This is a genomic window from Labrenzia sp. 011 (genome assembly GCF_003075075.1).
Taxonomy (GTDB): domain Bacteria; phylum Pseudomonadota; class Alphaproteobacteria; order Rhizobiales; family Stappiaceae; genus Roseibium.
In genome coordinates this window covers 1-12,017 of record NZ_QCYM01000037.1, presented here as the reverse complement: position 1 = coordinate 12,017, position 12,017 = coordinate 1, and the positions used below count along the sequence as shown (strand labels likewise).

At 57.9% G+C, this 12,017-nt stretch carries 11 protein-coding genes and 1 pseudogene; 3 read left to right on the top strand and 9 right to left on the bottom strand.

Annotated features, from left to right (window positions below):
* Positions 1-249 precede the first annotated feature (249 nt).
* The 7 genes from argE to DCO57_RS21820 all read right to left on the bottom strand — a co-directional run bounded on the left by argE (position 250) and on the right by DCO57_RS21820 (position 7,504).
* Entirely contained in the window at positions 250-1,401 is a 1,152-nt protein-coding gene (argE, locus tag DCO57_RS21850) for an acetylornithine deacetylase (RefSeq protein ID WP_116701043.1), read from the bottom strand.
* A 72-nt stretch (positions 1,402-1,473) separates the two neighbouring features.
* Positions 1,474-2,838 (bottom strand): aminotransferase class III-fold pyridoxal phosphate-dependent enzyme, encoded by a 1,365-nt coding sequence (locus tag DCO57_RS21845; protein ID WP_116701042.1) that lies wholly within the window; start codon positions 2,836-2,838, stop codon positions 1,474-1,476.
* Positions 2,835-3,611: a carbon-nitrogen hydrolase family protein gene (locus tag DCO57_RS21840; protein WP_116701041.1), complete on the bottom strand. Its 777-nt coding sequence runs from the start codon at positions 3,609-3,611 to the stop codon at positions 2,835-2,837. The genes DCO57_RS21845 and DCO57_RS21840 overlap by 4 nt, the downstream gene beginning before the upstream one ends.
* A 20-nt stretch (positions 3,612-3,631) precedes the next feature.
* Entirely contained in the window at positions 3,632-4,660 is a 1,029-nt protein-coding gene (locus tag DCO57_RS21835) for an extracellular solute-binding protein (RefSeq protein ID WP_116701040.1), read from the bottom strand.
* A gap of 29 nt (positions 4,661-4,689) precedes the next feature.
* Positions 4,690-5,559, bottom strand: a complete 870-nt coding sequence (locus tag DCO57_RS21830) for an ABC transporter permease (protein WP_244287998.1) — start codon at positions 5,557-5,559, stop codon at positions 4,690-4,692.
* Positions 5,508-6,413: an ABC transporter permease gene (locus DCO57_RS21825; protein ID WP_208978083.1), complete on the bottom strand. Its 906-nt coding sequence runs from the start codon at positions 6,411-6,413 to the stop codon at positions 5,508-5,510. Before DCO57_RS21825 ends, DCO57_RS21830 begins: the two co-directional genes overlap by 52 nt.
* Before the next feature lie 17 nt (positions 6,414-6,430).
* The gene (locus DCO57_RS21820; protein ID WP_116701038.1) at positions 6,431-7,504 is read right to left on the bottom strand and encodes an ABC transporter ATP-binding protein; all 1,074 of its coding nucleotides are present in this window, start codon (positions 7,502-7,504) and stop codon (positions 6,431-6,433) included.
* Positions 7,505-7,591: 87 nt separating this feature from the next.
* On the opposite strand from DCO57_RS21820, the gene DCO57_RS21815 reads away from it, so the two are divergent.
* Complete coding sequence (locus DCO57_RS21815; protein ID WP_116701037.1) at positions 7,592-8,389, top strand: helix-turn-helix transcriptional regulator; 798 nt, start codon at positions 7,592-7,594, stop codon at positions 8,387-8,389.
* A gap of 100 nt (positions 8,390-8,489) precedes the next feature.
* Here DCO57_RS21815 and DCO57_RS21810 read toward each other — a convergent pair whose 3' ends face one another.
* Positions 8,490-10,325 carry a type II toxin-antitoxin system HipA family toxin gene (locus DCO57_RS21810; protein WP_116701036.1) on the bottom strand — a complete coding sequence of 612 codons (1,836 nt, stop codon included), beginning with the start codon at positions 10,323-10,325 and terminating at the stop codon, positions 8,490-8,492.
* Positions 10,326-10,635: 310 nt separating this feature from the next.
* Between DCO57_RS21810 and DCO57_RS21805 the strand changes: the two genes are divergently transcribed.
* Both DCO57_RS21805 and DCO57_RS21800 read left to right on the top strand, forming a co-directional pair.
* A complete protein-coding gene (locus DCO57_RS21805) occupies positions 10,636-11,106 on the top strand; it encodes a DUF1778 domain-containing protein (protein ID WP_347876559.1) in 471 nt (156 codons plus the stop codon).
* Positions 11,099-11,638 carry a GNAT family N-acetyltransferase gene (locus DCO57_RS21800; RefSeq protein ID WP_116701034.1) on the top strand — a complete coding sequence of 180 codons (540 nt, stop codon included), beginning with the start codon at positions 11,099-11,101 and terminating at the stop codon, positions 11,636-11,638. The genes DCO57_RS21805 and DCO57_RS21800 overlap by 8 nt, the downstream gene beginning before the upstream one ends.
* A 47-nt stretch (positions 11,639-11,685) precedes the next feature.
* Here the strand turns inward: DCO57_RS21800 and DCO57_RS23625 are convergent.
* A pseudogene (locus tag DCO57_RS23625) lies at positions 11,686-12,017 on the bottom strand (deoxycytidylate deaminase); the annotation flags it as partial.

Here is a 12,017-nt window from a genome sequence, read left to right as displayed (position 1 = left end):
GAGTGTAGAGAAACGCCGCGGCGCAGGGTGACCAGAGGGACGAGGCGGGGCACTGGGCTGATAAAGACGGAGTTGTGGTCATGTCTGTGGGGCAGGAACGGGACGGGGGCGCACACGATGCGGCATGGTTGGAGGTCAGCCCGGCCAGCCCGGACGCCCTGCTCCCGCGGATGGGATACTCTTGAGTGGTGAGGTTGGTGCTCCCGCTTGGGGTGGTTGAGTTGTGGGGGGGGGGGGGGGGCGGCCTGGTCATGCGGCTTGCGTATCGACGAGCCGTGCCAGCATGCGCCGGCAGAGCTCCATTTGATCGCGGGCAATGAATTCATCCGGCTTGTGGCCCTGATCCATCGACCCAGGCCCGCAGATGACAACCGGCACATCGAAATGCTGGCGAAACAGTCCTCCTTCCGTGCCGAAGGCGACCTTCAGCGGGGTGTTGCTCCCCGAAATGGCACGGGCTTGGACAACCTGTGGACTGTCAGGCGGCGTTTCCAGGCCTGGATAAGCGTTCAGTACGTCAATCCGGATACGGGCGTCCGGGAACTGGTCTTTCAAAACGGTTTCCTGGCGGGTGGCCGTTTCAAACAGGCGCTCCAGCAGGGACCGGGCATCTTCTGCCGGAACATTGCGGATTTCGACGTCCAGCGTACAAATATCCGGCACAATATTGAGAGCCGTACCGCCTTGCATGATCCCTGCATGCAACGTTGTATAGGGTATGTCGAAGTCTGTATCCTGGGGACCAGTTTGCGAAGTTTCGTTCTGGAGAGCCCGGATTTCCGACAAGAAATCCGCCGCCATGTGGAGTGCGTTCAGACCGGTTGGGGCAAGGGCAGAATGGACCGCGTGACCGCAGCACGTGGCGCGCGCGGCCAGTTTGCCTTTGTGTCCGGTAGCGACCCTCATGGATGTCGGCTCGCCGACCAGCACCCAAGCGGGCTTGAGTCCGGCCCTTTTCAGATCGTCCAGCATGGGACGAACGCCGACACAACCGATTTCCTCGTCATAAGAAAGGGCAAGATGGAGCGGTGCATTGAGAGGTTTCCGGACGGCCTGAAGAAAAGTCTCAATGGCACAGGCTACAAAGCCCTTCATGTCAGCGGTCCCCCGGCCGTAAAGCAGACCGTTCCGCTCTTGCAGGGAAAAGGCATCGCAAGTCCAGTTCTGACCATCCGTGGGAACGACATCCGTATGGCCCGAGAGCACCACACCTCCCGGGCGGTCGGGGCCGATGGTTGCGAAAAGATTGGCGCGATCGCCGCTGTCCGAGGGCAGAAGCCTGGACCTGATCCCTTCTTGCTGCAGCAGATCATGTACCCAGCCGATGAGATCGATATTTCCGTTCCGGCTGATGGTCGGAAAGGAGATAAGTTTGTCGAGCAGGGCATAGGCGTTGTTCATGATTGAAGTCTGCTACGGAATTTCACTTTGAAAGTGGCAGGCGTCTTTATTCGGGACGCCCTGAAGGGGGGCTCACAAGTTGGCAGTGACGTCTTCGATGCTGTCGCGCAGGATCTCGCCGATCTGGCCGATCTGCCCTTCGGTCAGGATCAGTGTCGGGGACAGGATCAGGATATTGCCGAGCGGTCGGGCAATCAGCCCGCGTCTCTGGGCGGCCCGGGCGAGTTTCAACCCTATGGCGTCCTCGGGAGTGAAGCCTTCCTTGGTGTCCTTGTTCCTGACGAATTCCACACCCATCATGAAGTGGCTGCCGCGCACTTCGCCGACGATATCGAGATCCGCAAGACCGCGCAGGGTGTTCTCGAACAATTTGCCTGTCGTGCGCACCCGCTCCGGGATCCGTTCTTTTTCCATCAACGCGATATTGGCAAGGCCGGCGGCGGCTGCGGCAGGGTGACCGGAATAGGTCATGCCATGGAGGAACATGCCGCCGGGACGGGAAATCACCTCGTGGATTTCGTCGGAGACAATGGTGGCGGACAGCGGCTGATAGCCTGATGTCAGCCCCTTGGCAGTGTTGATGATATCCGGCGTGTGGCCGAACACGTCCAGGGACGAGAAGAAATGGCCCAGGCGGCCGAAGGCGGTGACCACCTCGTCGGCGATGTACTTGATGTCATAGTCTGCGCAGACGTTCGCCATGCGTGCATGATAGCCGTCGGGGGCAACGATGACGCCGCCAGCTCCCTGGATCGGCTCGGCAACGAAGGCCGCAATGTTTTCCGCGCCCAGGCGCTCGATTGTGTCCTTAAGGTCCTGAACCAGCGCATCGCAGAATTCAGCTTTGCTCATCCCGTCACCTTCACGCCAGTAATGCGGGCTCTTCAGGTGATGGACCAGACCTTCCGCATGATCCCAGCCTTCGGAATAGGCCGGTGTGGTCATGGCGATCGCCAGATGCGTGGAGCCGTGGTAGGCGCCGAAGCGGCTGAGGATCTTCTTCTTCTTCGGGCGGCCGAGACGGTTGTTGTAGTGGTGCAGGATGCGCACCGCGCTGTCATTGGCAACTGAGCCGGAATTACCGAAATAGACCTTGTTCAGATCACCCGGCGCCAGACTGGAGATCTTCTCTGCGAGAGCCGCGGCCGTCGGATGGGTGAAATTGTAGAAGGTCGAGTAGAAGTCCAGCTCGTTCAGCTGCTTCGTGATCGCGTCGATGATTTCCTTGCGCCCATGCCCGACATTGGAGCACCACAGTCCGCCGATGCCGTCGATAAGCTCGTTGCCTTCGCTGTCGCGCACCATGGTGCCATGCGCGCCGACGATCACGGTGCGGGCGCCGTCCTGTTTGAGCAGGTTCAAGTCGGCGAAGGACTGGATCAGGTGGGTGTCGGCGGTCAATACCCCATCCGTGGTGATATCCATTTTGATGTTCATTGGAACTTTCCCTCCCGATAATCCTGATCTTGGCGGGACAGAAGGTCCCATGGGATGTCTGATACTGGTGCGAGATCCGCGACCAGAAGTGTTTCACCGGTCCCTGCGCTGGCGAGCGCCTTGCCATCGGGACCGGCAATCAAGGATTTGCCGCCGAAGGTGATGTCGCCTTCGGGGCCGCAGTAGTTGGCATAGGCGATGGTCAGTCCCGCTTCGGCCGCACGCGACGGCACGAATGCGTGGGAAACATGCTCGAAACGCCGCGGATTGGCGGTCGGTACCAGCACCAGCGAAACGCCCCGGTCTGCCAATGCGCGGCAATGCTGCGGAAACTCGATGTCGTAACAGATGAGGATTGCTGTTTTCCGGCCGCAAAAATCAAAGGTCGTGTAGCGCTCACCGAAGGCGAAGCTTGCTTTTTCCATGGGGCCGAAGAGCTGGATCTTGCGATAGTGGCCGAGTATCTCGCCCCTGGTGCCGAAGGCGGTGGCTGCGTTGTAGACGTTTTCGCCGTCAAGTTCGGTCCAGCCGACCGTCAGGCCGCAACCGGCATTGGCCGCCAGATCCGACAGCCGCTGGCACCATTGCCCGCCCAGAGGCTGGGCGAGAGACCTGTGCAGGTCCGGCAGGTTGTAGCCGGGAAGAAACAGCTCGGAAAAAACGGCCATGCTGGCGCCCGCCATGGCGGCTGCCGACAGCCGAGTCTGGAGGCGGTTGAACCCCGCCTCGATATCCCCGCAGGTGGCAGGTCCCTGATAGAGCGCCAGTTTCATGGTCTTCCGGTTCCTTGCTCTTACTTCTTCAGATTGGTCCAGATGGCGTCATAGAGAACCTGAACGTCTTCCGGACAGGCCTCGACGAAGACACCCTTCTGGTCTGCCGGCGGGTTGGATTCCGGGGAATTCGCCACTTCCGGCTCGAGGAACTCGCTCACATCCTTCACGCCGGCGGTATACTGGGCGTAGTTGGTGACAGTGGCAGCGTTCTCGGGTTCCAGCAGGAAGTTCATGAACTTCAGTGCGTTTTCACGGTTCGGTGCGTCCTTCAAAAGGACGACGTTGTCCATCCACACGATCATGCCTTCCTTGGGGAAGACGTACTCGATGTTGGCACCTTCAGAACGGGCCTTAGCGGAGAATCCGGACCAGATCATGCCGGCAGCGGCATCGCCTGACACCAGAACGTCCTTGGCAGCGTCAGAGCCGAAGGAGGCCCAGTCGGGCTTGGCCTTCTGGACCAGGGCATTGAGTTCCTTCAGCTGCGCCTTGTCGGAAGTGCACTGCGGAATGCCAAGGTAGAGCGAGGCCAGGGTCAGCGTTTCCCCGGCGGTGTCCAGCACGTTGATCTTGCCTGTCAGCTCCGCCGGCGGATCGAAGATCAGGCCGAGACTGTCGAGCGGACCGGAATAGACGTCCTTGTTGACGGAAAAGGACGTGGATCCCCACTGGTAGGGAATGGAGCTCTTGCGGCCCGGATCGAAGTCGACGTCCACCCATTTTTCTTCAATGTTGCCGAAGTTGGACAGTTCGGACGGCTCGAATGTGTCGAGCATGCCTTCGCCAGCCATGATCTTGACCATGTAGTCTCCCGGTACGGCGACATCGTAGCTGCCGAGCTTGCCAGCCTTCAGAGAGGCGAGCAGGGCTTCGTTGCTGTCGAACGTGTCCATGGTGACTTCGACGTCATATTCCTCGGCGAATTTGTCGAGCAGCTCCTGCGGGATGTACTCGAACCAGTGGTAGATCGAGAGCTTGCCTTCGGCGTGTGCTCCCGCAGTCAGGCTCATCAGAGCCAGGGCGGTTGTCGTGAGTAATTTCTTCATGAAAGTCTCCACTCTGGTTGGATGCTGTTTCAGTTGTTTTTCTTTTTGTCTTGCCCCATCCGGCCGACCAGCCAGGAAAGGGAAACAAAGGCCACCGACACGACGAGCATGAGGGTGGAAATGGCCATTATGTTCGGTTTGATGCCCTGCTTTACCGAGCCGAAGATGGCGGTCGGCAGGGTCTCGACGCCGGCTCCCTTGACGAAATTGGTGATCAGGAAGTCGTCGAGAGAAATGATGAAAGCAAGCAGGAAACCGGAGAGAATACCCGGCGTCATCAGTGGCAGCAGGACGAGCCTGAAGGCTTCGCGCGGTGACGCGTAGAGGTCCATTGCCGCCTGCTCGTACATGTCCGGGATCGACTGCATCCGAGCCGAAATCGGCAGATAGGCAAAGGGAATGCAGAAAACCGTGTGTGCGATCAGGATGGTGGTCAAGCCGGTGGTGAAGCCGATCGCAGAGAAGAACACCAAGCTCGCCACGGCGGTCACCACTTCCGGCACCATCAGCGGTAGGTTGATCAGCGCGAATGAGAAAATCTTGCCCCGTAACCGTCCGGCGCGGGTCATCGCGACGGCAGCAAGCGTCGCGACAATGGTCGCGATCACCGAGGCGCAGACCGCAATGATCATGGAGTTGAGGGCTGCTTTTTGAAACTTCGGTGCTTCCGGCCCGGTGAAGACATCGACGTACCACATCAGGGACATGCCGCCCCAGTTGGTGATCGAGGTCGAGGCATTGAAGGAATAGACGGCGACGACGATCAGTGGGGCATAAAGCACGAAAAGACAAAGGGTCGTTACGGCGAGAAAGCCGGGGAAGCGGCGCAGGTCAGTCTTGCCGGCCATCAGCGTGCCTCCACCTTGTTCTGGTTGCGGGCGTAAACGAGCAGCACGCACATGACGATGGTTAGAAGTATCATTGAGGCGGCAGCGCCGAACGGCCAATTGCCAGCGTTGCCCTTGAACTGCTCCTCGATCAGCGAGCCGATCATGAAGGTCTTGGCACCGCCCAGAAGATCCGGCGCCAGAAATGCTCCTAGAGAGGGTACGAAGACCAAGATACAGCCAGCAACGATGCCAGGTTTCACCACGGGCAGGATCACCAGCCGCAGGATGGTCCATCTGCCTGCGTAAAGGTCAGCGGCCGCTTCCGACAGGGAAAAGTCGTAGCGCTCCACCGCCGCATAGATCGGCAGCACCATGAAAGGCAGATAGGAATAGAACAGGCCGAGCTGCACGGCGAAGTTCGTATTGATCAGGCCGAGCGGCGCGTCGATGATCCCGAACGACAGCAGGAACTCGTTCAACGGCCCGGTGTCACGGATCAGGAACTTCATCGAGACCGTCCGGATCAGCAGATTGACCCAATAGGGGATGGTGACGAGAAACAGCCAGGTCGAGCGGGACTTCGGATTTCTCGTGGCGATGAACCACGCCGTTGGGAAACCGATTAGCAGGCATGCGATCGTGGCCAGGCCTGCCTGCCAGATCGAGCGCCAGAAGATGCCGATATAGGTCCACTCCAGCCTCGGAGGCTCGTCTCCGAAGAGTCCCCGGTCGAAGAAGAACTGGTCATAGGCATCGAGCGAGAACTGCCAGATTACGCCGCCGCGAAATTCCTTTGTCAGGAAAGAGTAGACGCCCATCATAAGGACGGGAGCCAGGAGAAAGATGCCAATGATGATCCAGGAGGGAAACAGCAGCTTCCAGCCGCTGCCTTGGTAGATCTGGGACGAGTTGCCTGCGCCCATCGGCGCTCCGTCCACCATCAGTCAGCGAGCAGGCGCGCGGCGCCTGCTTCCAGACTCAGGCCGACAACGACCCCGGTTTCCGGCATCAACGTGGTTTCCGCGTTCTGCAGGCGGACGCTCATGGCCTCGCCGTCGACTAGCTTCACATGCAACTGAATGTCCGTGCCGAGATATGTGTGGTCGATGACAGTGGCGCTCAGGTCTCCGGCCGCCTCGGCACAGACGGAAATGCGTTCGGGCCGTACGGACAGGTGTCCGGGGCCAGCATTCACCACGGCTGCCGCCGGACATTTGAAGTTCCGATTTCCTGGCATCAGAACCTGGGCCAAGCCGCCGGTGACGGACAGGACCTGGACATCCAGCAGGTTGGTTTCGCCGATGAAGTCGGCAACAAAGCGGTTTACCGGCGTTTCGTAGATTTCCTTTGGAGTACCCACTTGCTGCACGTGACCGGCAGACATGACGGCGATCCGGTCCGACATGGTGAGCGCTTCTTCTTGGTCATGGGTCACGAAGATGAAGGCGATGCCGGTTTCGCGCTGTATGGCCTTGAGCTCCATCCGTACCGCCTGGCGCAGCTTCAGGTCGAGTGCGGAGAGCGGCTCGTCGAGAAGCAGCACTTCCGGCCGCGGCGCCAGAGCCCGGGCGAGAGCCACGCGCTGCTGCTGGCCGCCGGAAAGCTGACCGGGCTTGCGGTCGGCAAAGTCGGAAAGCTGCACCAGCTCCAGCACATCCTGGGCACGGCGTTCCGCGTCTTGCCGGCTCCAGCTCTTGCGTAGCAGGCCGAACAAGACATTCTCGGTCACACTCATGTGCGGGAAGAGCGCGTATTGCTGGAAGACCGTGTTGACTGGCCGCTTGAACGGCGGCTGGTCGACGAGATCCTGTCCCTTCAGCCGGATATGGCCTTCCGTGACATCTTCAAAACCGGCAATGGCGCGCAGCAAAGTGGTCTTGCCGCAGCCTGATGGCCCGAGCAGAGTGAAGAATTCATTCTCCCGGATATCGAGCGACACGCCATTCAGGGCGGTCACATTCCCGTAGCGTTTGACGACTTGATCAACAGAGACAGCAATCTCGGGACTAGCCATGCGAACCTCTTGATGATACCCCTACTTTTATTGCTTTAAGCGTAAAAATATAAAATACGGGGGTATATACCCCTAAGGAGGTATGCCGTGCATCTTCCCAATTCGGCAGAAAAACTGCTTGGCGAAGCAATAGCCTCAATCGGCAGCAACGCTTTTGAAAGTGCACTGTTTCAGTGGCTTAATCGGTGCTTTCAAATTGATAACACCACAATGCTCGCGTATTTCCAGGATCGGCAGCCGGACGTACTGTTTGCGCAAACGGTCGAAAAACGTGTCCACGAAAAGCTCGACAGCGACTATATATCGGGAATTTATTTGCTCGACCCCTTTCATGCCCTGCATGTGGAAAAGGCTCCCCGCGGGCTGTACCGGCTCAAGGACATTGCTCCGGACCAATTCCATCGAAACGAGTATTTTGCCGCGTATTACCAGCGGACGACCCTGATCGACGAAATTGGCTATGTCGCCTATCCTTCGGACGGGGTCTCGGTACATGTCTGTCTGGGAAGAGATGCATCCTCTGCCCGCAAGTACTCCAGCCGGGACTTGCTTCTGGCTGGTAGACTGTCGCCGATCGTCTGCAGCCTTGTTGAACAGCACTGGTCCGACCTTGAAGGTGGCGGTGAATATTCCGAAGCCGACCTCACCAGCACGTTGATCACAGCCGGCGAGCAGGAGTTGGACGTCAGACTGAGCCCACGTCAGGCGGAAGTGGCCCTGTTGATCCTGCGCGGGCACTCGTCGGTTTCAATCGGCTTGAGACTGGGGATCAGTTTCCAGACTGTGAAGGTCATCCGCAAACAACTCTACCGCAAATGTAATATTTCATCACAGGCCGAACTTTTCTCCTGCTTTATGCCTTTGCTTGCAAAACACGGTTCCTAGGCTGGTGAACCGCCCCGAGTTTGCCGGAGATCATTTGGCTTAAGCTATGCGGCCATGGCTGGCGCGGTTCAGTCAATGCAATTGCCTTGTGGGCCCAAAATCATTCGAAAGCGTCAACGCGTTCGCGGCAGAGCCTGAGCATTTGCTCGGCCTTGGCGGCAATGTCTTCGTCTATGCCGGGAACATCGGGAATGGTGACGGCATCAATACCCGCGCGAAGCCCGGTAAGGACGGCGTCCATCGCCTGGTTCGCCGCGCCGGCGGTCACGCCGGCGATCGCTGCCGTCCTGAGGAAATCAGCGCGGCGCAGGCGATTGTCCTTGCCGTTGATCTTCAGTGCCATGCGATCATGTTCGAGGCCAGGAAAGACGACCGTGGTGACGGCGTCATAGAGCGGCGCGACACGCACGGTTTCGAAGCTGCGTGTTTCCGGCTGGGCGACCTTGAGCAGTGCCAGGTTCTTGAGGTGCATGTCTCCATCGGCAACGAGCCAGGCAAACAAGGCGCGCTTGAGCAGGAGCAGCAGATCGGCTTCCGGCTCGGATGAGAGCGGCCGCACGGCACGCGCGATACGCTCGATCGTGCCGTCATATTTCGCTTCGGGAGGCAGATCGAGAACTGAACACAAATCTTCAAGCGCTATTCGCCGCTTGTCGTCAGGGGACGTGCGAATGTCGAAGCGCTCGACAATCAGCGCAGGCGGCATCCCGTCCGGCATGGCAACCAGCGCCGTCGAGGGCGTGTCGAGCCCGGCGTGGCGACCGAGCGCCATGGCGAGAAATTCGATCACCGGCAGTGCCTGGAAGCCGCTTGTCCCGGCGGGCTTGAGTATATGCGTAAACGGCAACCCGGTACCGGGAGCGAGCTGCCCGTCCTCACCGAGGAACATCGGTGCCTTGATCTGCACTCCGGACAGACGCGGTGTGTCGGCGCTGTCGTAAAGGCGCGCGAGCTTCTCTTCAAAGCTTTGCTCGATGTCCCCACGGCCTGGTCCCGCATAGGTGCCGGTAAAGATGCCATCCGTTTTGAAATCGTTCAGACGACAGGTCAGAATGTCGGCTGGCAAGGCGTCAAGATCGGTAGCCTTGGTGCTGATGGTGATGTTCGACATGTAGCGCTTTCCCGAGCGCAGAACGGCGCGTTCATCGCTTTCCTTGAGAACGCGCTCCAGCCACCCCTCAGGCAGAAGAGAGAGAATGAAAGGCGGCAGCTGGCCGGGAACGCGCTGCTGGATCAGCGGCAGATCGAACCCCTCGTCCGGTTTCCAGCGCCATTCAAAGCCGTCGTACATGAGATGCCCGATATGGGTTCCGTGCCATGCAACGATGAAATCGAGCGCTGCTTCGTTGCGGATTTCAATTTTTGTGCCGGTATGAAGAATATAGCGTTCTGCCTGCTCGCCCTCGCGATACCACTCGTTTTCACGGGCCAGGGCCCATAGCGCATCGGCAGCGGCTTTGGGGCTGCCGTATTCGTCCACCAGTCGCTGTGCGATGTCGGCACGCATTGCCTCATCGAGTGAAGCGGCATGCTCACTGCGCAGGCGAAAGCCTTCGAGAAATCGCTGACGAACGGACGAGACATTGGCGTGGAATTCCCCCATGCCATCATCGATGACGGCGGTGGCAACGGCCGGGTGTTCGGGGGCCACGTTCTGGATGATTTCCAGGGTTCTGATACGGGTCCGCTGACTGCGCGGCCCGCTTATGAAGAGCCGTCCATCGCGCGTCGGCGCGAGCAGGACAGCGCTGGCAGCGGAGAGATAAGCGCGAGGATAGAGATAGCGGGCAATCCGGATGGAATGCCGAAGCACATCGACGTCCGCATCGGCGCCGGCATCGACGTAGATGCCGCGCATGAGTTGCACAATCTTGCCGGTTTCGGCCTGATAGTGTGCACGACTTTTGTCAAGATTCTCGCCAACGAGATAGAGCAATCTTCTAACTTTCACGTATTTGACCTGCGAGAAAGTTAGGGTTTTCCGTCTCGAATGTCAAAGAATTCTGATCTTCGCGTATTTCATATGCGCAAAGGTTTGAATCTCACCTCAATTGTGCCACCGCTACCGCCGCCGGAACCGCCCATTGACCTTTCGAACCTGCAGTCCCGTTTTTCCGGAAACCGCAATCGAACCGGATTGCTGGTCTTTTGAGCGAGGGTCGTCTCTGAAGCCGACCGCATCGGTTCTGTGCTTCAGGCCTACGAACTTATGCGTATGCGTTAGAGGTGAGGCTACCGGCCAGCTCATGTTTTTACGCAGCGCGGGTGTTTCATCGAATTGGCATGTTCCAGTTGTTGCGTTGTCGCTTGATGTTTCTGCCCGCCTCGATCTTGAATTGTGTGTCAAATTGACGTACGTTGCGCATGGGCTTACCCTTCGAACCACGCGAGCAAAAGAGGCGAATATGTTGGGAACAACGGATCTCGCATCTTCTCGGCAAGAGAAGAGCGACGCCAGGCTGAACATACGGACAAAAGCCTCGATAAAGGCGGCGATTGAAAAGGCGGCTGAACTTTCCGGCATGGATCTCAGCACGTTCACGACCAATGCAGCATTTCTGCGTGCCCAGGATGTGATTGCTGCGCATGAACGTACGGTGCTGGCGCCAGTCGATCATGCTGCGTTTTTTAACGCTCTTGAGCGCCCGGCCGCCCCGACGAAAAAGCTGCTGGCCGCTGCAAAGCTGCACAGGGAGATAGTTGCCGACAGTGAGTGACATATCGCGGCATCTCAAATTCGAGCCGTTCGATCCAGACAGACACGATCGAACGGCTTTTTCATGCGGTGTCGACCAGGTCGACAACTATTTCAAAAAAACAGCAAACAAGCTCCAGAAGGCTGGAAATGTTCGAGTGTCTGTGCTGCTCGACGCGGACGAACAATTGCTGGGCTTCTACGCTGTCAACGCCCATTCAGTCGATTATGCCGAGTTGCCAAAGAAGTATGCTCGAACGCGGCCGAGCCACGGTTCAATTCCGGCTGCCTTTATTTCGATGATTGGCGTTGATCAGAGGTTTCAGGGAAAGGGCCTCGGAGGCGTGATCTTAGTTGAGGCGCTAAAGAAGCTTGCCAAGGCGTCCGAGGAAGTTGGGATCGCGGTTGTGCTCCTGGATGTCATGGATTGCGGGAATGAAGAAGCCACAAAGCGACGGCTTGCCATATATTCCGGATACGGATTCTGGCCTTTGCAAGGCTCCCCACTTCGACTGTTCATGCCAATCCAGGATGCACGAGCCATGCTGGATTGATTTGGCAAACCCTAACACAAATTGCTATTCGCGTTTAACTCTAAGCTTCAACTTTGCGGTCGGTCAAAGCTACCTGTCAATGACGTCATCTCAGAAACTTCAGTTTCGAGATAGGTACCAAGTCCAGGATCAAGCATCGGCTTAGGTTTGTCACTCATCCAACTCATTGCAGTCCCATCTGAATTTTTTCTTTTCCCCTTCTGAAAAATATCTCGATATCTATATGGGGATATTCCAATGAACGGAACAAAGGAAACTGTATCACCGCTTTCACTTTCGACTGACACGTCATTTCCATGTAATTCATGAGCTTTACTTTTCGGATAAGGTTCGATGTATACGACACGCTTAATTCCTGAAGCAATTATATGCTTTATAC

What these genes read in the sequence shown, in the direction of transcription:
- argE (WP_116701043.1), bottom strand. Translation starts at nt 1,401, where the DNA reads ATGAACAACGCCTATGCCCTGCTCGACAAACTTATCTCCTTTCCGACC.
- DCO57_RS21845 (WP_116701042.1), bottom strand. Translation starts at nt 2,838, where the DNA reads ATGAACATCAAAATGGATATCACCACGGATGGGGTATTGACCGCCGAC.
- DCO57_RS21840 (WP_116701041.1), bottom strand. Translation starts at nt 3,611, where the DNA reads ATGAAACTGGCGCTCTATCAGGGACCTGCCACCTGCGGGGATATCGAG.
- DCO57_RS21835 (WP_116701040.1), bottom strand. Translation starts at nt 4,660, where the DNA reads ATGAAGAAATTACTCACGACAACCGCCCTGGCTCTGATGAGCCTGACT.
- DCO57_RS21825 (WP_208978083.1), bottom strand. Translation starts at nt 6,413, where the DNA reads ATGGGCGCAGGCAACTCGTCCCAGATCTACCAAGGCAGCGGCTGGAAG.
- DCO57_RS21820 (WP_116701038.1), bottom strand. Translation starts at nt 7,504, where the DNA reads ATGGCTAGTCCCGAGATTGCTGTCTCTGTTGATCAAGTCGTCAAACGC.
- DCO57_RS21805 (WP_347876559.1), top strand. Translation starts at nt 10,636, where the DNA reads ATGTTTTTACGCAGCGCGGGTGTTTCATCGAATTGGCATGTTCCAGTT.